At 44.3% G+C, this 24,870-nt stretch carries 18 protein-coding genes; 16 read left to right on the top strand and 2 right to left on the bottom strand.

Annotated elements, in window-relative coordinates; translation table 11 throughout:
• The first annotated feature begins 263 nt into the window (after positions 1-263).
• The 4 genes from AC06MN_RS14235 (at position 264) to groL (ending at position 9,513) form a co-directional block, all read left to right on the top strand.
• Entirely contained in the window at positions 264-827 is a 564-nt protein-coding gene (locus AC06MN_RS14235; RefSeq protein ID WP_475673038.1) for a hypothetical protein, read from the top strand.
• Positions 828-1,208: 381 nt separating this feature from the next.
• On the top strand, positions 1,209-7,208 hold the full coding sequence (locus tag AC06MN_RS14240; RefSeq protein ID WP_475673039.1) for an alpha-2-macroglobulin family protein: 6,000 nt from the start codon (positions 1,209-1,211) through the stop codon (positions 7,206-7,208).
• 278 nt (positions 7,209-7,486) lie between these two features.
• Complete coding sequence (locus AC06MN_RS14245) at positions 7,487-7,765, top strand: co-chaperone GroES (RefSeq protein WP_475673040.1); 279 nt, start codon at positions 7,487-7,489, stop codon at positions 7,763-7,765.
• A 113-nt stretch (positions 7,766-7,878) separates the two neighbouring features.
• Positions 7,879-9,513, top strand: a complete 1,635-nt coding sequence (gene groL / locus AC06MN_RS14250; RefSeq protein WP_475673041.1) for a chaperonin GroEL — start codon at positions 7,879-7,881, stop codon at positions 9,511-9,513.
• A 106-nt stretch (positions 9,514-9,619) separates the two neighbouring features.
• On the opposite strand, the gene AC06MN_RS14255 is transcribed toward groL, so the two are convergent.
• Both AC06MN_RS14255 and AC06MN_RS14260 read right to left on the bottom strand, forming a co-directional pair.
• Positions 9,620-9,952, bottom strand: coding sequence for a type II toxin-antitoxin system PemK/MazF family toxin (locus AC06MN_RS14255; protein WP_475673042.1), 333 nt, complete (start codon positions 9,950-9,952; stop codon positions 9,620-9,622).
• A 1-nt stretch (position 9,953) separates the two neighbouring features.
• Positions 9,954-10,313, bottom strand: coding sequence for a hypothetical protein (locus AC06MN_RS14260; protein WP_475673043.1), 360 nt, complete (start codon positions 10,311-10,313; stop codon positions 9,954-9,956).
• Positions 10,314-10,374: 61 nt separating this feature from the next.
• Here AC06MN_RS14260 and AC06MN_RS14265 point away from each other — a divergent pair, with 61 nt between their 5' ends.
• The 12 genes from AC06MN_RS14265 (at position 10,375) to ade (ending at position 24,780) form a co-directional block, all read left to right on the top strand.
• A complete protein-coding gene (locus AC06MN_RS14265; protein WP_475673044.1) occupies positions 10,375-11,067 on the top strand; it encodes a hypothetical protein in 693 nt (230 codons plus the stop codon).
• A 32-nt stretch (positions 11,068-11,099) separates the two neighbouring features.
• A complete protein-coding gene (locus tag AC06MN_RS14270) occupies positions 11,100-13,052 on the top strand; it encodes an ATP-binding domain-containing protein (protein ID WP_475673045.1) in 1,953 nt (650 codons plus the stop codon).
• Between the two features lie 10 nt (positions 13,053-13,062).
• Entirely contained in the window at positions 13,063-13,209 is a 147-nt protein-coding gene (locus AC06MN_RS14275) for a hypothetical protein (RefSeq protein ID WP_475673046.1), read from the top strand.
• A 508-nt stretch (positions 13,210-13,717) separates the two neighbouring features.
• Positions 13,718-14,458: a hypothetical protein gene (locus AC06MN_RS14280; RefSeq protein ID WP_475673047.1), complete on the top strand. Its 741-nt coding sequence runs from the start codon at positions 13,718-13,720 to the stop codon at positions 14,456-14,458.
• 169 nt (positions 14,459-14,627) lie between these two features.
• Positions 14,628-15,806: a THUMP domain-containing class I SAM-dependent RNA methyltransferase gene (locus tag AC06MN_RS14285; RefSeq protein ID WP_475673048.1), complete on the top strand. Its 1,179-nt coding sequence runs from the start codon at positions 14,628-14,630 to the stop codon at positions 15,804-15,806.
• An 85-nt stretch (positions 15,807-15,891) separates the two neighbouring features.
• Positions 15,892-17,178: a porin gene (locus AC06MN_RS14290; protein ID WP_475673049.1), complete on the top strand. Its 1,287-nt coding sequence runs from the start codon at positions 15,892-15,894 to the stop codon at positions 17,176-17,178.
• A 162-nt stretch (positions 17,179-17,340) separates the two neighbouring features.
• On the top strand, positions 17,341-18,732 hold the full coding sequence (locus AC06MN_RS14295; protein WP_475673050.1) for an OprO/OprP family phosphate-selective porin: 1,392 nt from the start codon (positions 17,341-17,343) through the stop codon (positions 18,730-18,732).
• Positions 18,733-18,771: 39 nt separating this feature from the next.
• Positions 18,772-20,121: a lamin tail domain-containing protein gene (locus tag AC06MN_RS14300; protein ID WP_475673051.1), complete on the top strand. Its 1,350-nt coding sequence runs from the start codon at positions 18,772-18,774 to the stop codon at positions 20,119-20,121.
• Between the two features lie 90 nt (positions 20,122-20,211).
• Positions 20,212-20,856 (top strand): hypothetical protein, encoded by a 645-nt coding sequence (locus AC06MN_RS14305; RefSeq protein WP_475673052.1) that lies wholly within the window; start codon positions 20,212-20,214, stop codon positions 20,854-20,856.
• A 122-nt stretch (positions 20,857-20,978) separates the two neighbouring features.
• A complete protein-coding gene (locus AC06MN_RS14310) occupies positions 20,979-21,455 on the top strand; it encodes a CYTH domain-containing protein (protein WP_475673053.1) in 477 nt (158 codons plus the stop codon).
• Between the two features lie 93 nt (positions 21,456-21,548).
• Positions 21,549-23,141, top strand: coding sequence for an SLC13 family permease (locus tag AC06MN_RS14315; RefSeq protein ID WP_475673054.1), 1,593 nt, complete (start codon positions 21,549-21,551; stop codon positions 23,139-23,141).
• Positions 23,142-23,145: 4 nt separating this feature from the next.
• Positions 23,146-24,780 (top strand): adenine deaminase, encoded by a 1,635-nt coding sequence (gene ade / locus AC06MN_RS14320; RefSeq protein WP_475673055.1) that lies wholly within the window; start codon positions 23,146-23,148, stop codon positions 24,778-24,780.
• Positions 24,781-24,870 lie beyond the last annotated feature (90 nt).

The raw sequence follows: 24,870 nt of genomic DNA on the forward strand, positions 1-24,870 counted from the left end.
TGTCAGTGTCTCCCTGTTTGAAAAGGCTGATTTGAAAGAACTGCTTGCCTTACCAAACGATAAACTCGGCTACTTGAATTCAAAGCAAAATGTCAAAGAACTAACTTTATTTTAGACCTAAAATTAACGCACCAGTAATAAAGTCATATCAATGGGATGAAGGAGCCAAAAAGCTTGATCCTAAAGTAAAGGTTGTTGACAGGGAAGATATTAGCAAACTTGATGCAACCTTCCCAAAGACTTACAACGAAGGTGAAGTCTTAATGTTACATCCTTTTGAAGATGCAACTTACATCAATGTTGCAGAAATCGAGAATTTCAAGGATGTTAAGTTCTACGCATATGCAGAAATTGCCCAACAATTAGGCGCTACTGGATATAAGGCTACATATACAAGAATAGAAACGGAAGAACTAACGAAGACTTCTGACGGGAAAATGGAGTTTAAAAAGATTTCTGGTGAAGCAAAAATAAATAGCGATATAAAATCAGCAACAGAAGGAAGCTTCTCTTTGAGTGCAGCTTTTAAAGGTGTTCCCGTTGTTTCAAAGGAATCCTATGAAAAGGCGAAGAATTTAGTACATCGGTATAATCTTGAAACCGACACGATGATTAACTCTCTTATACGCAGAAGAAATCCAGCTAATGAAAATCTCCAATATTCAGAGACCATTCATTGTGAATTGACCAAAGAAATCAACAAGGGATTGGATGTCGCTGTCAGTCTAAATGCAGTGAAAATTCTTGCTTTGGATACATCTTTTCAAAGATCGACTAAGTTTAGAGAAGTTGTTGAACTCGATATTGAGTTTTTTTTCTGTAACTGATACCTATTTTATTACTTATTAGTCTCGATATGAACACTATAAACTAAATTTCGAGCGAAGAGCATCTGTCGCATATATCTTCTATCAAAGAACCTTGGCCGGGTTTCCTCAGTGAGGGACGAAAAGGGACACCGAAACATTTCGTGTGTTCCTTTTTCGTTTTTGGAAACGGCAAAACTTTACGCATGGAAATTTGTTTTGTGTTGGAATCGCCCCTTCGACAGGCTCAGGGAGCAGCAGGGAACTAATCCGCAAAATGTTGGTTATAGGCTCTCGGGTCGCTTTGCGCCAGCTAATAGTCAAAAGCTATAGGCTAATGGCCAACTTTTTGCACGATATTTGCTATTTTTGCGTTATTGAATAAAATAAAATCATTGTAATATGAAAACTAAAATATTGATTATCGGTGCGTTGGTGGTTTCATCATTGGCACTTTTATCGTTTCAGAAAACAGATAAGGATTATAACGAAATGTGGAAAAAAGTAAAGGAAAGCATTGAAAACAATTTGCCGGAAACGGCTGAAAAACAGCTGAATGAAATTGAATCAGCGGCAAAACGCGACAAAAACCAGCCGCAATTGCTCAAGACGGTGCTTTATCGGCAGCAGATTTTCCGTTTGAAGGAAGAGGACCCCGAAAAGGCATTTTTGGCCTTTGCCGAAAGCAAAATGGACGGACTCGGCAAAACCGAAACGGCGGTGTTGCATTTGGAAATTGCCAAGACCTACGCTGATTTTTACAAGCAAAATCAGTGGCAGTTGCGCAACAATTTTCCTATCGATGGCGACATGAGCAAGGTGGAAATGAAATATTGGGATGAAAAGACCTTCCGCAAGGTCATCAACCAACACTTTACCGAGGCTCTGAAAGACAAGGAAGCCTTGAAAAACGCCAAGACAAACGATTATCTCATCTTGTTTGAAGACCAAAAAAATGTATATGAAAACATTGATTATGAGAAGACTATGTTCGAATATGTCTTCCATCGCGTGGCAAAATACTATAGGGAGATTGCTTCTGCCGACGACATTCAGTCGGACTGGAACACCGAAATCTGGTGGGCCGATGCCAAGGATTTCGTGAAGGCCGATTTTGGCGACAGCGACAACGGCATCATCAAATGCCTGAAGATTTTCCAGGAACTTATCGCCTACAACCAAAAGGAAAACAACGAAGATGTGCTGCTTTACAACGATGTGAAACGCTATCAGTTTGTGAACAGCATTTTGATGGAAAACGACATTTTCAACGAAAAACTGAACGCCTTGATGCAGCAATATGCCGAAAACCCGATGTCGGCTGAAATCGCATCAGTTTATGCTAATAGTCTGGTTGACAATTATTCAGAGTCGGACAGCAGCACTTTCGGCAACTACAGAAAGGCTTTTGAAATCTGCCAGAATACCATTGAAAAGTTCCCGAAATCGAAAGGGGCTAAGCAATGCAAGGATATTGTGAAATTCATTGAAAATGACGAAATCAATGTCCAGATGCAGGAAACGCAACTGCCCAATCAGGCCATTGCCTTGCAACTCCGCTACCGCAATGTGGAACATCCTTATTATAAGATAGTTAAGGTGACGGAAGCGGAAAACAACAGTTATTCGAATTTAGACGAAGATGAACTGTTCCAAAAACTCAACGGCAAAAAACCTGCTGCCGAGCAGGAACTTGCTTTGTCTGCCGAAACAGATTTCTGCTCCCATTCTACATTGGTTGCTTTGCCGCAATTATCTGTAGGTCAGTATTATATCATTGCAAAGACTAGTAAAACCGAACAAAGTTCAGAAAAAAGAGCTATGTTTCGTTTTCAGGTCTCGAATTTGAGTTATGTAACTAACAATGAGACGGATGCAATAACTTTATTTACGCTCGACCGCAAGACAGGCAAGCCTTTGACCAATGTGAAAGTTGAGTTATACACAAGAAACTACAATTACAAAATTCGCCAATATGAAAACACAAAACTTGCTGATTACCAAAGTGATAATAACGGTAAGGTAAGCATTTCCAATGTCAAAGGCAACAATTCGTTTTTCGTCAATTTACGCAGCGGCGATGATGCCTTGCTTTCGGGGAAATACATGAATGTTCCGCATCCAAACAGCAGAAATTCAGAAATATACTCTACGACATTTTTCACCGACCGCGCCATTTATCGTCCCGGACAGACGGTTTATTTCAAAGGTATCGTCTTGCGTCACCAAGGCGATGACATGGCCTTGGCAGAAGGTTTCAGCGAGACAGTGCGTTTCCGCGATGCCAACTATGAGGAAATCAAATCGTTATCGTTTACAACGGACGAATATGGTTCCTTTGACGGCTCGTTTGTCATTCCGACCGACCGCTTGAACGGCGTGTTCCGTTTGGATGGCAGTCATGGCAGCACAACTATTCGCGTTGAGGAATACAAGCGCCCGACTTTCGAGGTGAATTTTGAAAAGCCGAAAGAGCAATACAAACTGAATCATGATGTTACCATTCACGGCAGCGTTGATGCCTACGCTGGTTTTGGCCTTGATGATGTGAAATACACCTATCGCGTGACGCGCCGCACATCCTTCCCGTGGCGTTGCTGGTGGTGGTTCTATCCCGTTGTCAGCGACGAGCAAATCGATTTTGGCGATGCCCGTACCGATGAAAGCGGCAAGTTTGCCATCACTTTCAACCTGAAGCCTTCGCTGAAAACCAAACCGGAACAACAGCCAGTGTTCACCTACGAAATTGAGGTGACGGCAACCAGCGCCCAAGGCGAAACACATTCCGAAACGTATTCGATTAGAGCGGGTTACAACGAAATCTGCCTTTCAACAAATCTGAATAATCTGGTCGAAAAATCGCAGTTGGAAAATTACCGAATCGAAGTCCTGAATATGGGCGGACAACCCGCCAAGAGCAAGGTCTCGCGCAAATTCTACCGCTTCAACGACAATGGAAAAATGGATTTCTTTGAAGCCTCAAGCCAAAGAAGCCGTTTCGACCGTCAGGTAATGAGCGATGAGGAACTGGCCAAGGCATTCCCAGATTATGACTATTATTCATACACAAACCGCTTGAAAAACAAGGTTTTGGTTTATGAAGATGTCGTTGAAATCAATGAAAAGACGGCTTTATTCCCCGAAAAAGCGGATTTGAAATCAGGCAAGTATTATGTGGAATTGCAAAGTCTTGACGACAAACTGGCTATGAACAGCACTGAGTTCATGCTCTTTGACGACAAGGCTAAATCATTGCCTTACACAACTTTATCGTGGAATAGTGTGGACAAATCCACAGCGAAACCAGACGAAACCATCACGCTCTCCATCGGCACTTCGACAAAAGACACGCAAATTTGGGTGCAGTTGCTGTCGGGACAGGAAAAGCGCATGGAAAAATGGCTGAAATTGAACAACGAAATCACGAAACTCACTTATAAAGTCACTGAAAATGACCGTGGCGGCTTGACTTGGAAGACCATTTTCGTGAAAGACGGCCTTGTGAAAACAAAAAGTCAAAGCATCTATGTTCCATACGATAACCTTGACCTGAATGTCGAGTTGGCAACCGTCCGCGATGTGTTGCGCCCGGGCGCCGAGGAGCATTGGGAAGTGACCGTCCACGATTATAATGACAAGCCAGTCGCAGCAAGTCTGCTGGCAGGAATGTACGATGCTTCTTTGGATGTATTCGCTCCAAATTCATGGTATTTCAATATGAAACCTTATTCGAAATATGCCAACTCATTTGGTTATGACGACCAGTTTGGTTTCGTTTCGTCATCCACAAATGGTCAATACATTTATTTGGCCGCGTTGTTCGGATTTTCATTGCCTTCCGATTATCCTTTCTTCGATTTTGGCTACATGATGTATTATGGCCGAGCTAAAGGTGGGAGGGTGCTCAGAAGTGTCGCATTCGATTGCGTTGAAGAATATGCTGCTCCTGAAATGAGTGATGGTGACGAATCAATGATTATTGATTACGAAATACCTGTGCCATCGCCGCAATCACCTAATTCAAAGGCTAATAATGAAGAATTTGTGGAAGTATCCATGCAAACGGACTTCGATAAGTCAGGAGAACCCGTTCCGACAGTCCGCGAAAACTTCAACGAAACGGCGTTTTTCTTCCCGAATCTGCGCACCAATGCAGATGGCAGCACAACCTTTAGTTTCACCATGCCCGATGCCTTGACACGCTGGAAACTGATGATGCTGGCCTATACCAAAGACCGCAAGACGGGCTACAAGACCTACGACTTCAAGTCGAGCAAGCCGGTGATGATTATGGCCGACATGCCGCGCTATATGTACGACGGCGACACGCTTTGGTTTGTGACCAATGTCATCAACACGGGCGAGGAAGCCGTGACGCCGAAGGCGAAACTTGAGATTTTCGATGCGGCAAGCATGAAACCTGTCAACATTTTGGCTTCGGATGCCATGATCGCGATGGAAGAAATCGTGCCGGGACGCAGCAAGGAAGTACACTGGAAAGTGGCGGCAAAGAAAGACTTGGGCTTGCTGGCATTCCGTTTCACGGCCTTCGCCGGACAATTCAGCGATGCTGAACAACATTTGTTGCCTGTGTTGAGCAGCGAAATTTTCATGACACAGACTTTGCCAATCACCGTCAAGGCGGAGACTGAAAAAACCTTTGATTTTGAAGCTATTGCCAATCCAGACAGCCATGAACGCGATTACAGCCTGACCTTGAATTTCAGCACCAACCCAGTGTGGTATGCCGTACAATCGCTGCCATATCTGGCTGACCAAAGGACCGACCGCGCCGAATCGGCATTCTATGTGTTTTATGCCAACACCTTGTCGTCGTACATCGCTTCAAAGATTCCTAACTTGCTGAACTACATCAAGAAGTGGCAGATTGAAACACCCGATGCCTTGCTGTCGCAATTGGAAAAAGACCAGGATCTGAAAGCCATCATGCTGCGCGAAACGCCTTGGGTGATGGAAGCCAAGAGCGAGACGGAGCAAAGGTCAAGAATCAGTACTTTGTTTGAAATCAACACGCTGAGTCAGAATCAGACTTCAAGCCTCAAACTGATTGCGCAGAAACAGACTTCAAACGGCGGCTGGCCGTGGATGGAAGGTATGCCGGAAAGTCCTTACATTTCGACTTACATCCTTTCGGGTTTTGGCCGACTGAAAGCGATGGATGCGTTCTCGAGTTTATCGCAGGCAAACCAAAGCACTGCCAATCAGATTATTGACAAAGCAGTGCGCTATCTGGAATATGAAGTTGGCGACACTTACCGCCGAATGAGAAACCATAAAAAGGAATGGCCGATTGACGGTTCAACTTTGAATGAATTGTATGCCTTGAGTTTCTTCCCCGAGCAGAAATCGGACAAAAGTTTTGCCGAAGCCAAGAAGTATTTCTTAGGCCGTTTGGAAAAGGAATGGACTGATTTTGACTTCAATATGCGCTCAAAGGCAGCAGTGCTGCTCTTCCGTTCGGGTAACGAAAAGACTGCCAAGCTGATGATTCAGTCGTTCAAGGAATGTGCCCAAAAGGATGAAGCCATCGGCATGTACTGGCCGAAGAAGTATTTCTCGTTTGAGTCGCACATTGCCACCCACGCCAACATCATGGCGGCCTTCGCCGAGATTGAAAACGACACCGAAATGCTCGACCAGTTGCGCGTTTGGCTGCTCACCCAGAAGCAGACCAACCAATGGGAAAATTCAGCATCGACAGCCGAAGCCGTTTATGCCCTGCTGCTGCGTGGCACCGATTGGCTGAATGATGACAAGGAAGTCACCTTAAAACTTGGCAATCAGCAGATTGATATGGATGGTGCCGTTGCCGGAACAGGCTTCATTCAGCGCCGTTGGAATGTCAATGAGATTACCGAAGACATGCGCCAACTGACCGTGAACAACCCGACGAAACACTTGGTTTGGGGCGGTCTGTTCCGCCAGTATTTCGTCCCGATTGACGAGGTGAAGAGCGACGAATCGGCATTCAAGATCAGCCGCGAGCTGTTTGTTGAAAAAACCGATGAAAACGGCAAAATCCTTGTCCCGATTGAAAAGCAGGCTTTGAAAGTCGGCGACAAGCTGACCGTGAAAATCACCTTCGAGAGCAAGCAGGACATGGAATATGTCTTCGTGAAGGATTTGCGTGCCGCCGGTTTCGAACCGATTGAGCAAATCTCGCATTACGAGCACAACGACCAAATGTCGTATTATCAGACGAACACCGACACCGACATGGAGTTCTTCATCGAGTTCCTGCCCAAAGGCACGCACCAGGTGGAATACAGCATGTTTGTCACCAAGGAAGGCAACCTCAGCAACGGCTATGCCCTCATACAGTGCCTCTACGCGCCTGAGTTCAGTGCCTATTCCAATGGAATGCGGGTGAAAGTGGAGTGAGAATGGTGAAAGATTAATGGTTATGGGTGGCGAGGGACGCGTTGTTGGTTAAACCCGTCATTCGCCACCAATAACCAATAACCTTCATTTCACGCCTATGTGTCAGTTTGTCACTTTTACTGACAAAATAGGTCTCTTTTCGGGTTTGGCACGGAATGTGACTGATGCCGTCTGTCGAATTTTGGAGGAAGAAGAAAAAAAGGAAGAAGAAAGCCGTTTCGACAGGCTCAACGGGCGAAAACAATTAAACAAATCAACAATAAACATTAAACAAAATTATGGCAAACTTATCAATCAAACCTTTGGCAGACCGCGTTGTCATTGAACCGGCTCTCGCAGAACAGAAAACCGCCAGCGGCATCATCATCCCTGACACAGCAAAAGAAAAACCACAGCAAGGCACGGTAGTGGCCGTTGGTCCTGGCACAAAGGACAATGCCGTCACCCTGAAAGTCGGCGATAAGGTCATCTATGGCAAATATGCAGGCACCGAATTCCACCTCGAAGGCAAGGATTATATGATCATGCGCGAGGCAGATGTAATCGCCATCATTTAAAATTCAAAAATTTAATATTTAAAAATTGCACAAAGCGATTTTCATTAAATCATTGAATTTTAAATCTTTAAATTTTTAAATCTTGAATATTAAATCTTAAATCATAATTTAACATGGCAAAAGACATTATCTTCAATATGGATGCTCGCGACGGTCTCAAGAGAGGCGTCGATGCATTGGCAAACGCAGTGAAAGTCACCCTCGGACCTAAAGGCCGCAACGTGGTGATTGAAAAATCTTATGGCGCTCCTCACATCACGAAGGACGGCGTCACCGTGGCTAAGGAAATCGAACTCAGCGATGCCGCCGAAAACATGGGCGCACAGCTCGTCAAGGAAGTGGCTTCGAAGACCAACGACCAGGCTGGTGATGGTACCACCACCGCTACCGTTTTGGCTCAGGCTATCGTCAACACGGGTCTGAAAAACGTTACTGCTGGCGCTAATCCTCTGGATTTGAAGCGCGGTATCGACAAGGCTGTTGCCGCTGTCGTGAAGTCGATTCAGGACATGGCAGTCAAAGTTGACGGCTCCAACGAGAAAATCAAGCAAGTTGCCACCATTTCGGCCAACAACGACGCCACCATCGGTGGACTCATCGCCGAAGCTATGGAAAAGGTGAAAGAAGAAGGCGTCATCACCGTTGAAGATGCAAAAGGCATCAACACCTACGTCGATGTGGTTGAAGGCATGCAGTTCGACCGCGGCTACATTTCACCTTACTTCGTGACCAACACCGAGAAGATGGAAGCCGTTTACGAAAACCCATTCATCCTCATCTACGACAAGAAGATTTCCGTCATGAAGGATTTGCTTCCTGTCCTCGAACAGACCATCCAGACAGGCCGCGCCCTCGTCATCATTGCTGAAGACATCGACGGCGAAGCCCTTGCCACATTGGTTGTCAACCGTCTGCGCGGTTCGCTGAAAGTCGCTGCCGTCAAGGCTCCTGGCTTCGGTGACAGAAGAAAAGAAATGCTTGAAGACATTGCCATCCTGACAGGCGGCACCGTCATCAGCGAAGAAAAAGGCTACAAACTTGAAGACGCTAACCTCCAGATGCTTGGTCAGGCCGACAAGGTCAGCATCAACAAGGACAACACCACCATCGTGAATGGCCACGGTGACAAGGAAAGCATCGCTGCACGCGCTGCTCAAATCAAGGCTCAGATTGCCACCACCACATCCGACTACGACCGCGAAAAGTTGCAGGAACGTCTGGCTAAGATTGCCGGTGGCGTTGCTGTCATCTATGTCGGCGCTCCGTCAGAAGTGGAAATGAAGGAAAAGAAAGACCGCGTTGAAGACGCTTTGGCCGCCACGCGCGCTGCCATCGAAGAAGGCATCATCCCAGGCGGTGGTGTCGGTTACATCCGCAGCATCGAGGCCATCAAGAACATGAAGGGCGACAACGAAGACGAAACCACAGGTATCTGCATCATCAAGCGCGCTTTGGAAGAACCAATGCGTCAGATTGTCGAAAACGCTGGCTTGGAAGGCTCGGTCATCGTCGACCGCGTGAAGAAAGGCAAGAAGGACTTCGGTTTCAACGCCCGTACGGAAACTTACGAAAACCTGCTCGAAACTGGCGTCATCGACCCAGCCAAGGTTTCACGCGTTGCCCTCGAAAACGCTGCTTCAATTGCCGGCATGTTGCTGACAACGGAATGTGTCATCTCCAACCATAAGGATCCGAATCCTGCTCCACAAATGCCACCAATGGGCGGCGGAATGGACGGCATGATGTAATCCGGGAAGTGTCCGTAAATCAATAAGGAGGTGCGTTGCGCATCTCCTTATTTTTTTGCAATTGAGGAACTTGAATTCAATTTATCCGAACAAGTCGGAATCGTTTTCAAAAAATTGACTGTATCACTTTGTCTACCATTTCATCAAAATAAGGTTGTTTCATTCGGCTTAGTTTCCGAGTGACATCCCTTTCAATGTTTCCGACTAAAAGATGGCATTTCACAAAACTTTTCTTTTGCATGGGAACAGTGAGCATTTCTTCTGTCAGTTCGTAACAATACTGCTCATTATATGGTTTGGACGAAATCATGCAAAGATAAATAAACCCTTCATTTTCTTGTAATTCGTTGTTTGATACAATGACTGCGGGATGAGGCTTGAATGTGCCATCGGGAAATAGGAAATTGATTTCCACTATGTCGCGTTGGGAATATTTCATATCACAAATATTTGGCAAATATTCTTGAAGCGTTAGCCTTTGACGTGCAAAGAAAAGCCTCTTTTTCCTCTTCTTCTGTCCAGTCTTCATCAGAAGGCACGGCAGTAACTCCTGCGGCAAGCAACAGTTTGATGAGATTTAAAACCTCAACATTGGTTTCATCATAATTGATAGTTAGCGTTGTCATTTTTTTCATCCTTTCCTTTTCCGCTGCAATAATACGAATAATTTTGCGGAAAGAAGGAAGAAACTCTGATTTATGCAGATGAAGTATGTAATAACATTTGAAATATGTTTGCAAGAAAGTGAATGTTTGTTTAATTTGATTTGTAATAAATTCATTTTCAAATTTGTTTTTCATCTGATGGGAAAATACTATTTTTGCAGTGTTCAATGCAAAATCACCAAATCATAGATTTATTATGGACGAGAAATTAATGGATGTGGTAAATGGAATAGTAAAAGGTATTACCACACTGAAGGAGCAAAAAATATCATCTTATATAGGCCGTTATAACCTCGATGTTGATGATTCTAATAAAATCGCATGGATGTTTATAAGACCTTTGAAGTATTCTGACAATCTTCCTGAAAACAGTGTACCAGTATCTAGAAATTCATCACTTGGAATTAAGTTACAAAAAGTCGAATTAGGAAAAACTTTTTCCTATGTGGGTTTTGATGGACTAAAGCGTAGTTTTAACCATACGGCTACTATTTACAACAAAAGTGATTTGGTAAATAATACTATCAATATCTATAATGATGATACAGAGTATCGTTATAATGATATTTATGAGTTTTTTGAAGAATTAAGGAGGAAAGAGGAAGAGATTATTGAGAATGAAAAAAAGCAAAAGGAATTAGAAGAGAAAAGAAAGATATTACTTGAGCAAGAGGAAAAAGAAAAAACAAAGAAGGAAAGGGAGCTGCTCACAAAACAAATAAACCAGATCAAGAATAAACATAGAGAGCTTACCTTGCAGCAGGATGAAATGATAAAACTTTCACGGTATATTCGTGAACAAGGGAAGTTAAGATTCAATCCTATTCTTGATAAAACACAAGTGTCAATAAAAACATCGCATCTTTATGATGGCACAACATTAATATAGATGGCGGACCAGGAACAGGCAAAACTACAACAATGATTCAAAGGTTGGGCTATCTTATAGATGAAGAGGCGCTCAATGAAGATTCTGAATTATCAGAACATAAATATTCTCTATCACTTGCTAATAGGAATAAATTGAAAGACCTAATTGCACAGAAAAAAGACTGGATTTTTTTCTCTCCATCGGAATTGCTAAAGGACTATTTGTCGTCCACAATGTCAAAAGAAAACCTTGTTGACCCAGCCCCAAGAGTATATGATTGGAATGCTTTTAGAGTCAAAATGATACGAGATTATTATCACTTATTGGATTCTGGTTTTAAAATAAAACGTTCAAATGTTTCTTTAATGTTTTCCAATTCCAACGCGATTGATTTATTGATGAAACATTATCTTGAAACATTGCGAACTTTAAAAGAGAAACTTCCTGCAATTGGTAATTCTTCCTATAGATGGGCAAAATTAGCCTTAAATATTGGAGAAAAATTGTCCCAAACAAATGGGTTCAATAGTGTTCGGGATTATATTATGCTTTTCCATAATTTGAAAGAGTTTTATGCTGATGAATGTCAGCAATATTTGAATGAAAGCAAAAAACGAATTGAAGACATCACATTATGGATTCAAGCTAAAATAGATTCAAATGACGAATTAAAAAAGAGCATTGATTCAATCATCGACAAACAAGATGATGCAATTGAAAATGAAAATGTTGAATTAGATGCTGAATTGGAAGATATTATTGGTGAAGATGGTGAAATAAGAGCTGCTCAAGCTGATAGAATATATAGGACTATAAGGTCGTGGGTGAGAAAATATGCATACAAACAAAGCGTTCCTAATACTAAGTTAAGCGAATTACAGGAATTGCTATCGGATTTATTATCTCCTTCTCTCGGCGATGAAGAAAAAGAATCGGTAAAACAAATAGGTGAATTATTGTTGTTTGAACAATATGCAAAGTATACTAGGGGAATAAGGCCGAACATGCTTTCTATAATCCCAAACGTTTACAAGAGTTTTAGGCGTCAAATTCTTAAAGCTAAAGCAGAAGGTTGGAATCATGAACTTTTAGATGAACTGATTCAATCTTCCCAAAACAAATATTTACATCCTCAGGAACAATCTTTATTACTTGGATTCATTAATAATTTGGTCAAAGAAATCAAAAAGAATTTGCCTAATGAATCAGTGAAACATTATTACATAGAGGCTTATGAAGAAAACTGCCGCCCAATAATTGGAATAGATGAAGCAACAGACTTTTCGGGAATTGACATTTATGCAATGGCTTCATTTTCTAATCTGGACTTTTATTCCATAACACTTTGTGGTGATATTATGCAACGTCTTACAACAACAGGAATCAATTCATGGGATGAAGCAATGAAATATTTGCCTAAACCGAAAGTAATGTCTCTCCGTACTTCATATCGTCAAAGCAGTTCCTTATTGAATTTGGCCAAAAAACTGTATTTTGATGCAATGAAGGAAGAAGCAGGTTATAAAGCGAAAATGACGGCGACAAAAGTACCACAACCTTTGTTGTATGTATCGTCTAATGAGGAAGATAAAATATTGTGGATAGTAAAGAGGATAGAAGAAGTTTATAATGCTTATGGAAAAAAACTACCAGCAATTGCTATTTTTCTGAATGACAAAAAGGACATCTACGAATTTGTCAGGATGCTGAATGATACGGACTTTGTTAATGATAATGGAATTCGAATTGTTGACGGATCTGAAGGAAATGTTTTAAGTAATGGAGATTCCATCCGTGTATATCCAATAAATGTAGTGAAAGGTATGGAGTTTGATGTCGTGTTTTTCCATAATATTGATAAATCCAATATTGATAAGGATTTGTTAAGTCGTTATGTGTATGTGGGTGTATCTCGAGCTGCTTTTTTCCTTGGCATTACAATGGAGAATAGAATTCAACCTTTGTCAGGCTATTTGATGGAGGGAAAATCTTGGGGCTTCTGATTTTTCATTAATGAATCAATACTTTCCACTATACCTGCGCATTCCTTCAATTGTTGGTATGTTGCTGACAACGGAATGTGTCATCTCTAACCATAAGGATCCGAATCCTGCTCCGCAAATGCCACCAATGGGCGGCGGAATGGACGGCATGATGTAATCCGGAAAGTGTCCGTAAATCAATAAGGAGGTGTGCAAAACGCACCTCCTTATTATTTTGCATTTTACCGAACATCCATGCCTATGGCATATAAAGTTCAATCCCGTAGGGATTTACGTTCGGTAAAAAACGGCAGCTTCTTGACTCGACATCCCATCGGGATGCACCAAAAGCAACAATAGCATAATAAGTAACTGTTCAAAAATAAACTACATTATAAAGGATACGGGATTTCGAGACTGCGAGGCTTCGGGATGCCGGAATGACTCGTAATCTCGCATTCCCGCGACCTCGATGCCTCGTTTTCAATATGTAAACTAATTTTAATCACCTACTTATTCAATTGAAATTTAAACAGCCTCTAAATTTGCTCATCTACTTGTAGGAAAAAACATTATTTTTGCGACCAAGAAAGTTTTCAAAAACTGATGTCACTGCACCTTATGCTATTTGTTGATGAACTTTTCTGTAACATATTTTTTTATTGGTAATCAGATGATTATAGGTAATGCTGAAATTTGACCCATATTATTTCCAATGCCCGAATTGCAAGGCTTGGCTTGAAGGCCGCAACCTCAAATCGGAATTAGTGAATGAAGCCATCCTTTATTCCGATGGAAAGATTTTGTACGACAACTACATCACAACCCGTCAAAAATTGGTGCTATGCCCTTCTTGCGGACATGCTTTCTGGATAGAGAATCCCATCGAGCCAATCGTCACTTGGCAGAAGCCCGATTCGTTCATCTATTCTTGGAACACATGGCGTTTCTACGGCATCAAGTTTTCCGACAACAAAGGCAAGATGGCCTTAATCAACCATTACAAGACTTTTTTGCAGAAAAGCCACTATGAGCCAACAAAGGAAATCTACCTGCGCCGGCTGCTTTGGTGGGCTTACAACGACTTGCACCGCAACCATCAGCATATCCGTTTGCGTTATTTCCTGAATGGATTCATGAGTTTCGGCGTGTGGCATTGCAATCGCAGCCTCATTATCGAAGGCGAAAAGCTTTTCTTCAAAAACCTCAATGGTTTTACCGAAAATCTGAAACGTTTACTAGTCTTATTGGAAAAGCACCCTGAAGAGCAAATCGACCTTGAGATGCCGGAAATCTACCGTGAATTGCGCCAATTCGACAAGGCAAAAGAACTGCTCGATCAAGTCGGAAGTCGCACCCACTTCACCAACGAAATGATTCGGCATTCCAAGTGGAAAGACCCACGCGTCTTCATGGTTTCGGGATGATTTGCTTTCTGTAGTTAAATGGTTATCGGTAGTCAGTTATCGGTCACCAGTTTTCAGTTTTTTCTTCTGATCAATGTGTAACAGCAAGCTAAAGGATAACAGCTAAATATTTTCCCCTTAAAGTTGACGAAAAGTTATTCTTTCCTATATTTGCATAAATTTTAACTCCATGGAAGACAATTATCAACTTGTGACGAAAACGGCGGCGGGATTGGAAGAAGTTTTGGCTGCCGAAATCAAGGCCTTGGGTGCTAAAAACGTGCGTATATTGCACCGTGCCGTGCTCTGCGAAGGCAACAAGGAACTGATGTACCGCATCAACTATACCGTCCGCACAGCCCTGAAGGTGCTGAAGCCTTTCAAGACCTTTTATGCCAAAAACGATGACCAGTTGTATCAGGCGGTTCAGGAAATCAACTGGTGCGAACTGCTCCGCACCGACCAGACTTTCTGCATCGATGCCGTCACCAGCGGACGCTTTTTTACCCATTCGCAATATGCAAGCCTGAGGATGAAAGATGCCATCGTCGACCAGTTCCGCGATGTGTACGGCATCCGTCCAAGCATCAATACTTTGAATCCCGATTTGCGCATCAATTTGCATATTCGTGAAGATAAGGTTCAGATTTTGTTTGATAGTTCAGGCGAGTCGCTGCACCATCGCGGCTACCGCAAACAAGTCGACAAAGCGCCTATGAACGAAGTGCTTGCCGCTGGACTGATTCAGCTTTCGGGCTGGAAAGCCGACTGCAATTTCTTAGACTGCATGTGCGGTTCGGGCACGCTGCCCATCGAGGCGGCCATGTTTGCCATGAAGATTCCGGCAGGCTACTACCGCAAGCAATGGGGCTTCATGAAATGGGACGACTGGGACCCTGAGCTTTGGAACCGCATCAAGGATGAAGCCGACAGCCAGATCCGTGATTTCGATTACGAAATTTGGGCTTCCGACCGTTCGCCGAAGGCTGTCGCCATTGCCGAAAACAATTTCAACTATGCGCACTTGCAGCATGATATTCACTTGATGAAGAAAAACATGGAAGACCTGACGCCTCCCGAAGGTGGCGGCATCGTCATCATCAATCCGCCGTATGGCGACCGTTTGGAGGAAGACGACATTGATTTGGTTTATGAAAACATCGGCAACACATTGAAACACAATTTCCAAGGGTTCCAGTGCTGGCTCATCACCGACGATGCCGTTGCCTTGAAACATGTGGGGCTGAAACCAAGTGAAAAAATCCCGGTGTGGAATGGCCCTTTGGAGTGCCGTTTTGTGCGTTTTGACATTTTTGGAGGCAAGTATAAGGATATGAAAGCCAAGGAAATGGGAAATGACGGTGAGTGATGATTGGTGAATGTGATATACCAATAACTCTCGAAATCAATTAGCAGTTTTGTTTTGAAAAGTAACTTTAAAAACACATTGAAATATGAAAAGAAATTTGATGATTTTGTTTACCTTTTTATGCTGTAGTGGCGTTTTTGCGCAGGAAAACGATTCCGTTCAGACTCATATCAAGCAGAACGACAAAAACTGGAACCAATACAATCCTGAACGGGGCTTTTTCCAGAAAGCATATTCCGATGAAGGTGATCCAAGGTTCATGATTACCAACGAGGACGAGACATTCAGTTTCGGCGTGGGCGGTGTGCTTCAGGTGATTTCGTTTTACGATTTCATAGGTTCGCTTGACAGCAAGGATTTCTCGACTTGGAACATTCCTGTGCCGACCAGCCACACTTCGCAATATGGAATGACCGTTGGAAGCACAAAGATTAATTTCAAGTCGAAATCAAAGTTAGGCCGTCACAATCTCATAGCTTTCGTTTCGCTGAACACGCCTTCGTCGGAAGACAGAATAAAGCTCAGACAAGCCTATATTTCATGGGGCGATGTCACCATTGGCAAGACTTATTCTTTCTTCATGGATTTGGCCGCCGGCCCGATGACCGTCGACTTGCAAGGACCAAACACCCAGATTTCGTTGAATACGCCTTTAATAGGCTATACGCATCCTTTTGGAAAATGGACTTTTGCAGTCGCTTTGGAAATGCCGAAATATTCAGTGCCGGAGGATTTCAAGGATTACAGCATCGAAAATGATTTCCAGTCATCTCCTGATTTTACGGCCCATGTCCAATATAAGGCCTCTTTCGGACATTTGCAGCTTGGTTTCCTTACACGAAGATTGCATTATTGGGTTTTCCCTAAAGACCAAGATATTAATAAATCAAAAAGATGCAGTGGCAATGGCGTATCGCTAAGTGGATTGATAAATATTACACCAAAATGTTTCTTCACTTTCCAAGGCATTTACGGGGCAGGCATAGCACAGTATATCAATGATTTTGCGGATGCTGAAATGGATCTTGTCTTAGATGAGATAAACGAGGAGGATCCTATTAAAAACTCATTGAAAGCTCTTACAACATACGGCGGTTATGGCTCATTCCAGTACAATTGGAACAAAAAATTCCGTTCGGCATTTATTTATGGACTGACTGCCGTAAGCAATGTGAATGACTTATATAAGAGACTTAATAAATTCGATTTGTCACAATATGTAGCCCTCAACCTTTTTTATAGGATAAATGACTATTGCATGTGTGGCGTTGAATACCTGCATGGATTACGCTTGGATTATATGCCTGATTCAAATGATACTAAATATGGATGTGCCAACAGGCTTAATGTCATGTTCAGCTATACGTTCTGATTCTTTTCCGTAACGTGAAAAATGAAACAGATGCAGCAAGCGTCCGTTTTTTTTATTTTATTTTGTTTTTTCTTGCATTGTTCCAAAAACAAATTTATAGTTTTGTGACTTAAATAGATAAACACAGTTAATAAACAAATTGTTTCACTAAAACTAACAGCAATGAAAAGATTTACTTTTATGTTGGCTGCATTGTTCGCAGGAACAATGGCCTTTGCCCAGACTGAAGACAAGGCGCAAGCCATTGACCAGTATGGCAACAAAGTGGATGTCGAGGAAGTGACAGCATCAAGCCGTGACGGTATCCTCGTGTTCGAATCAAAAGACAAGGACTACAAGCTGTGGTTCGATTCCAGAGTGCAGGTCGATTTCGGCAGTTTCTTCGGCCAGCAGGATTGGGCCGACCCGATTGGTAACGGAGCCAGCATCCGCCGTGCCCGTTTTGCCGTCAAGACTCAAATCACCCCTGACTGGTACGGTGAAGTCGACATGGAACTTGCCAATGGTTCCTTTGAACTGAAAGACGCTATCTTCCGCTACAACGGCCTCAAGAACTGGCAGTTCAGCGTCGGTAGCCAGAAACCTGATTTCTCACTTTCACGCAACACTTCGTCGCGTTACCTCGAATTCATGGAACGCCCGATGATTGTCAGTGCGTTGGCTCCAAGCCGTCACCTCGGCCTCTTTGCCAAGTACACCAACAAGTACTTCTTTGGCAGTGCTAGCGTCTTGTTCCAAGAAATCGAAGGTCAGGAAACACGCGATTTCGTGGAAACACAGAATAAGGATTACGGCATGGACGAAGGTCTGTCGTATGTCGGTAAAATCGTTGTCCGTCCTGTCAACGAAGCCAACTATGGCCTCCATATTGGTGGCGCTTTCATGTACGACACGCCAAAGACTTCTGATGAAAACGGCATCATGGGCGTGACACGCTACAGCTGCCGCAACACCACCAACATCAACCGCAAGAAGTATGTCGATACCGACGACATCAAGTACACCGACTACAACCTTTTGGCAACAGCTGAAATTGCCGGTCACTATGAGGGTCTCCGCATGGAAGGTGCATGGTTGGCCGACTGGTGCTACTTGGATAAGGATCACAAACTTGACAAGCCGTATTATTTCAACGGATGGTACATTGAAGGCGGTTATCTCCTTTTCGGCGGCAAGCAGAGCTACGACAGCGACGGCGCCAAGTTCAACCGCGTCCGCAATGGTCGCAGCTGGGGTGATGTCGAACTGGCTCTCCGTTACGAATATGTCAACATGAATGATTATGAAGACCGTGCTGCTGCAGAAGCCATCTATGGCGGTGCAGCAGAACTTTATGGCGCAGCCTTGAATTTCTATTTCGGCAAGAACGTGAAGGTCGCCCTCAACTATCAGTATGTCAACAACGACCGTTATGCCAACGGCAAGGGCAAACTTTACTGTGGCCTTGATGCTGCCGGCAACCCGACCAAGGATTTCACACAAATTGACATGAAAGCAGGCGATGCCGGCGTCAACTATCACATGCTCCTCGCACGTTTCCAAGTCGCTTTCTAAAAATCACACCTTATTGTCAAACTTTAAAATTGAATGAAAATGAAAAAGATATTATTTGTGGCATTAGCCCTTATCGTTGGTCTTGCTTCATGCGTTAAAGACGAAAAATATCCTGGCATCAAAATCACGGGAGTAAGTTACACGCCTACTGCGGTTACTGAAAACACTGATGTCACCGTCAAGGCTATCATCACAAGTTTCGAAACCTTTACGGCCACCTTATATTATATGGATGCCAATCTCGCTGGCGGCACAATGACTCCTGTCGAGATGATTCCTGCAAACGAAAGAGACACCTACGCAGCTGTTATTCCTGCCATGCCAAACGACACAAAGGTCGTGTTCTACGTCAAGGCTGTCAACGATAAGGCTGAAGCTGTTTCCGCCGAAATGGATTATACCGTTGGCGCTGTCGCTGTCGATTACTCAGTCCTTCGTCTCAACGAACTGAATGGTAACGACAAGTTCATCGAAATCTACAATGCCGGTGCCGAAGCCATCAACATGGCTGGCTGTTACATTGAAAAAGATGCCGAACAGAACTGGCTTGGCGCTGCCGACGTCACCATCGAAGCAGGCGGTTACTTGCTGCTCTATAGCATTGACGTTTGCGAAGCTGAAGGCATGCCTCACTATGGCTATCCCGAATCTCTGATTTTCAGCAGCGGTCTCTCTGCAAAGAAGAACGTCCGCATCCAACTTTTCACCCCTGCTGGCCAAAGCATCGATGACTTTAACTTGGTGAACATCGACATGAACGACCCAGCTATGATTCCTGCTCCAGAATCATACGGCCGTAACGCTGATGGCTTGTGGTACTATGCTCCTTCCACTCCAGGTGAACCCAATATTGATGGCGCTAACTTGCTCTTAGGCCTTGAAGGTGGTGACACTCCAGAACCTCCAACTCCACAGCCTGACTACACCAACATCGTTCTCAACGAACTGAACGGCGACACCAAGTTCATCGAAATCTACAACATGGGCGACCTCGACCTTCCTCTCGAAGGCATGTACATCTGCAAGGATGGCAACGAAGGCCTTGAAAACGCCAAATGGGTTGCTGACGCTACTGTCGTAGCTCCAGCTCACGGCTATATCTTGCTTTATAGCGAAGATGTTTTGGTTGACCACCCTGAACAACCTGAAAATCTCTTCTTCAGCAGCGGTCTGTCAGGAAAGAAGACCATTCGCATGGCGCTCTTCATGGCTGATGGTACCGAAAGAGATGCCTTCGAAAGAGGTACGACCGGCGAATGGGGTCAGACCATTTCAAATGTCGGTGAAAAATCATACGCTCGCACACCAGACGGCGGTGCATGGAAACTTGCCGATGCTACACCAAACGCTGCCAACCCAGCCGAAGGCGAAGACATACCTCAAGAATAAATAATCAGCTTTAAGCTATAAGCTGTAAGCCATAAGCATCATCTGCAATGGCTTACAGCTTATGGCTTATGGCTTAAAGCTCAAAAAATAATGGCAAAAGAAGAAATGAAAATCGGCGAAGAATCAAAGCCGAGATTTGAATTCCGTTCATTCGGACAGTGTTTCTGCGAAGCACATAAGCGCATGGCTCGCCTCTCGATGCCTGTGCCTGAAAAAGTATGGGAACGTTTAAGTGACGAAATCTACATCATTTCGCGCAAAAACGACATCAACAACACCAAGATCCGCAATGGCAAGATGGACATCAAGACCTACGTCCAGACTGTCGATGGACTGGAACTGTGGAATCCGCTCATGAAGGGCGAGTTTCCTATCGCCAAGGAAGTCCTCGAAAAGGAAGTCTTTCCGGCTTTCATGGTCGAAATGCCTAAATTGGATAAGGACACTTACACCTATGATGAATTTATCGCCATGGTGAAAGCCAATCCCGATTTGGCTGCCGTCCGTGTTCATAAGCGCCGTCTCGGCTATATGGTCAACGATACCATCTGCGAATTTGGCGAAGTGCTCATCAATGGTGCCAAGGTCGTGACCATCAATTCGGAATCGACTGAAATTGAAGACATCAAGAAGACCATTCAGGACATCGGCCTCGAAGGCGTCGAAAACATCAATTACTTACAGGCTATCAAGCGCGTCATCGGCATGTCCGACAAACCACTTGCTAATGAATAAGTTATCGGTTTTCAGTTATCAGTTTTCAGTCATTGATTAACAAATAACTGAGAACCGATAACTGACAACCAATTTTTAAATCATTAAATCTTAAATTTTAAATCTTTGAATCTCAAATTAATATGGCTCAGGAAATAGAAAAGAAATTCCTTGTTAAGGGAGATTTTAAATCGGAGGCTTTCAAAGCCACAAGAATCACGCAAGGTTATCTTTGCAGTGTGCCTGAACGCACCGTCCGCATCCGCGTGAAGGGCGATAAGGGCTACATCACCATCAAGGGCATCGGCAACGCATCAGGCGCCGCCCGCTTTGAATGGGAAAAGGAAATACCAGTTGAAGAAGTGCAGTCGTTGCTCGAATTGGCCGAACCTGGCGTCATCGACAAGACCCGCTATCTCGTCAAGAACACCGACGGAAAACACACTTGGGAAGTGGACGAATTCTACGGTGACAACGACGGTCTGACTGTTGCAGAAGTCGAACTTGCAGACGAAAACGAACCTTTCGACAAACCTGCATGGCTCGGTGAAGAAGTGACGGGCGACCCGAAATATTTCAACTCCATGTTGATGAAGAATCCTTTTAAGAACTGGAAATAATTTTGTCAGCTATTAGCCATTGGCCATTAGCTTTTAGCTTGCCTTCGGTTGCAAGCGGCTAATGGCTAAAAGCTAATAGCTAAAAAAAAGAACATGAGCACATTTGACCCCTTGGACATGAACAATTACAGGATTGAGAAACTGCCGAAAATGCAGAAATCGTCCTTCGAAATCTGGATGGCCCGTTTGGGTGGTCCGCTGGCTATCATCGCTTTTGTCGTCATTTATTGGTTTTGTCATATCGGGTTTATCGACAACCTCGACACTTCCTTGCTGACTGAAAAAGCCTTGAAACGCTGCAACGACATCGGTTTCGACACTTTCATCCGAACCAACTATGCCATGCTGGCCATTTTCGTGGCGAGTCTCATTCTTTGGATGACGGAAGCCATTCCTAACTACTTGACTTCCTTGTTGTTGATTTTGGGTATTGTGCTCTGTAACGTCACCACGCAAAAAGACGCCTTGGCCCAACTGGGTCACCCCGTCATGTGGCTGAATATCCTTTCTTTCGTATTGGCGAGTATGCTGGTGAAGACCCAGTTCGCCAAACGAATGGCCTTGGCTTTTGTCATCAAATTCGGCAAAAGCGCCAAAGGCGTGTTGTGGAGTTTCTTGATCATCAATATCGTATTGTCAGCCTTTATCTCCGCAACTACCGTGAAGGCAACCATCATGCTGCCTATCTTCATGACCGTCTGTGCCATTTACGGTGCCACCGGCGATAACCGCAATAACTTTGGCCGTAACCTCGTCATTCAGAATCTTTTCCAAGTGAATATCGGTGCCAACGCTTTTTATACCGGCAGTGGTGCTCACTTGCTGGCCATTTCGCTGATTGCGGGTTTCGTGGGCAGTTGCGATTTCGGTTATGCCGACTGGCTGCTTACCTGTGGCCCGATGAGCCTTTTGATTCTGGTCATAGGCCTTGTTCTCGGCATTTATGTTTTCTTCCCGATGAAGAAAGAGGAGCAAAAACCTCAGATTGAAGGCGGCATTGAACGTTTGCAGAAGGAACTCGATGCCATGGGCAAGATGAAAGGTGAAGAATATAAGGCTGTCGGCATATTCGTTCTCGTGCTGTTCTTATGGGTTACGAAGGGCACTTTCCATAACATTGACGAAACCATCGTTGCCCTTTTGGGTGCTGTTTTGGCCTTGTTGCCAGGCGTTGGCGTGGTGAAATGGAACGATGTCGACATTCCTTGGCACCTGATGCTTTTCTCAGCAGGTGCTTATACTTTAGGTTCCGGACTGAATGCCACCGACTTGCCCAACACGATGGTCAATGCGGCCTTCGACAGCATGGGCATCACGGCTGATACGCCATTCTGGGTGCTTTATGTCATCCTCACTTTCCTGATGATGTATTCGGGCCTTGTCTTCCAGTCGAAGACCATCCGCACCATGGTTTTCGTGCCTATCGCTTTGGGTGTCGAAGCGCGTTTCGGATTTCCCGTAATGAGTCTTTCGCTGCCCGTCGCCATGCTTATCGAACATTGCTATGTGCTGCCGTTCAACAGTAAGCCGGCTGCACTGCTCTATAATACAAACATGTATAGTCAGACTGATGCCTTTAAGTTTGGCATCACGATGATGACCATTTCGTGGGTGCTGATTCTGCTTTGGGGCGAAACCGTCCTGAAATGGGTTGGCATCACGCCTGGCTTATTTTTCTTAAACTAAATCAATGAAAAACAACACATTTACAATCAGTGGTCAGATAGTTGACCTTATTGCTTCACGCATTTTTTCGGGAACCGTAAGCGTTGAAAACGGCAAAATCGTTTCCATCAAGGAATGTGAAACTACTGAAAATCAGTTCATCATGCCGGGCTTTGTCGATGCCCACATCCATATTGAGAGTTCGATGGTCGTGCCGAGCGAGTTTGCCCGCATGGCAACGCCTCACGGCACGGTGGCCACCGTCAGCGACCCGCACGAAATCGCCAATGTTCTTGGCATTGAAGGCATCAAGTTTATGATTGAAAGCGGTAAACGCGTGCCGTTCAAGTTTTTCTTTGGCGCACCAAGCTGTGTGCCTTCCACTTGCTTTGAGACGGCGGGCTTCACCCTCGATTCATCTGCCATTGAGCAACTTATGGCGATGGACGACATCCATTACCTTTCGGAAATGATGAATTGTCCGGGCGTGCTGTTCGAGGATGCCGACATTCTCAAGAAACTTGCCGCTGCCAAAAATGCCAACAAACCTATCGATGGCCATGCTCCGGCGCTTTCGGGTGATGGCTTGAAGAAATATGTTGCCGCAGGTATCAGCACCGACCATGAATGTTTCACTTTGGAAGAAGCCGAAGAAAAGATAGCCGAAGGAATGCTGATTCAAATCCGCGAAGGCAGTGCCGCAAAGAATTTCGAGGCTTTGATTCCGCTGATGGCCACGCACCCCGAAAAACTGATGTTTTGTTCTGACGACAAGCACCCGAACGATTTGCTGAAAGGTCACGTCAACGAATTGGTGAAACGCGCCATTGATTTGGGTTACAATATTCTGGATGTGCTGAAAGCCGCTTCCGTCAATGCGGTCAATCACTATCATCTGAATGTCGGTCTGCTGCAAACGGGCGACGATGCCGATTTCATTGTCGTGGATAATCTGAATGACTTGAATGTGAAGCGCACTTATATTAAAGGCGAATGTGTGGCTGCCGATGGCGTTTCAAGCATTGCGCATTTGCAGTCGGCTACGCCAAACAATTTTGTCATCGGACCTATCGCCAAGGAAGACATCGCATTGGCCAATGAAGGCAAAAACATCAAGGTGATTGGATGCTTTGATGGTCAATTGATTACGGATGTCACTATTGCGAAGCCAAAGGTCGAAAACGGCAATTTGGTCAGCGATGTTGAGCGTGATATTCTGAAAATGGTTGTCGTCAATCGTTATGCCAAGGCGAAACCTGCCGTGGCTTTCATCCGTAATTTCGGTTTGAAAAAAGGTGCCATCGCTTCGAGTGTGGCACACGACAGTCACAACATCGTTGCGGTTGGCGCTTCCGATGAGGAAATCGTTGCCGCCATCAACATGCTGATTGAAAACAAAGGCGGTGTGGTGACTTACAGCCATGAGGAATCAGCCGTTTTGCCGCTTCCAGTTGCTGGCCTGATGAGTGCCGACGAAGGTGAAAAGGTAGCTGAAAACTATGAAAAGGCTGATGCTTTGGCACATCGTCTCGGCACCACGCTTTACGCGCCTTTCATGACTTTGGCCTTTATGTCATTGGTCGTCATCCCCGATTTGAAACTCAGCGACAAGGGCCTGTTCGATGTGAAGCAGTTTGGCTTCACTTCGCTTTTTGAGTAGCTTTTTCATGAAACAGAACTAATCGTAAGAAAATTAGTCAGTTATCAGTTTTCGGTTGCTGAGCTTGTCAAAACATCGGTTATCAGTTTA

The organism is Candidatus Limimorpha sp. (genome assembly GCF_056203535.1).

Coding starts and splice junctions, on each gene's coding strand:
- ade (WP_475673055.1), top strand. CDS start 23,146: ATGAAAAACAACACATTTACAATCAGTGGTCAGATAGTTGACCTTATT.
- AC06MN_RS14260 (WP_475673043.1), bottom strand. CDS start 10,313: ATGAAAAACAAATTTGAAAATGAATTTATTACAAATCAAATTAAACAA.
- AC06MN_RS14280 (WP_475673047.1), top strand. CDS start 13,718: ATGCTGAAATTTGACCCATATTATTTCCAATGCCCGAATTGCAAGGCT.
- AC06MN_RS14315 (WP_475673054.1), top strand. CDS start 21,549: ATGAGCACATTTGACCCCTTGGACATGAACAATTACAGGATTGAGAAA.
- AC06MN_RS14310 (WP_475673053.1), top strand. CDS start 20,979: ATGGCTCAGGAAATAGAAAAGAAATTCCTTGTTAAGGGAGATTTTAAA.
- AC06MN_RS14300 (WP_475673051.1), top strand. CDS start 18,772: ATGAAAAAGATATTATTTGTGGCATTAGCCCTTATCGTTGGTCTTGCT.
- AC06MN_RS14235 (WP_475673038.1), top strand. CDS start 264: ATGTTACATCCTTTTGAAGATGCAACTTACATCAATGTTGCAGAAATC.
- AC06MN_RS14245 (WP_475673040.1), top strand. CDS start 7,487: ATGGCAAACTTATCAATCAAACCTTTGGCAGACCGCGTTGTCATTGAA.
- AC06MN_RS14255 (WP_475673042.1), bottom strand. CDS start 9,952: ATGAAATATTCCCAACGCGACATAGTGGAAATCAATTTCCTATTTCCC.
- AC06MN_RS14270 (WP_475673045.1), top strand. CDS start 11,100: ATGATTCAAAGGTTGGGCTATCTTATAGATGAAGAGGCGCTCAATGAA.
- AC06MN_RS14240 (WP_475673039.1), top strand. CDS start 1,209: ATGAAAACTAAAATATTGATTATCGGTGCGTTGGTGGTTTCATCATTG.
- AC06MN_RS14285 (WP_475673048.1), top strand. CDS start 14,628: ATGGAAGACAATTATCAACTTGTGACGAAAACGGCGGCGGGATTGGAA.
- AC06MN_RS14295 (WP_475673050.1), top strand. CDS start 17,341: ATGAAAAGATTTACTTTTATGTTGGCTGCATTGTTCGCAGGAACAATG.
- groL (WP_475673041.1), top strand. CDS start 7,879: ATGGCAAAAGACATTATCTTCAATATGGATGCTCGCGACGGTCTCAAG.
- AC06MN_RS14265 (WP_475673044.1), top strand. CDS start 10,375: ATGGACGAGAAATTAATGGATGTGGTAAATGGAATAGTAAAAGGTATT.
- AC06MN_RS14275 (WP_475673046.1), top strand. CDS start 13,063: ATGAATCAATACTTTCCACTATACCTGCGCATTCCTTCAATTGTTGGT.
- AC06MN_RS14290 (WP_475673049.1), top strand. CDS start 15,892: ATGAAAAGAAATTTGATGATTTTGTTTACCTTTTTATGCTGTAGTGGC.
- AC06MN_RS14305 (WP_475673052.1), top strand. CDS start 20,212: ATGGCAAAAGAAGAAATGAAAATCGGCGAAGAATCAAAGCCGAGATTT.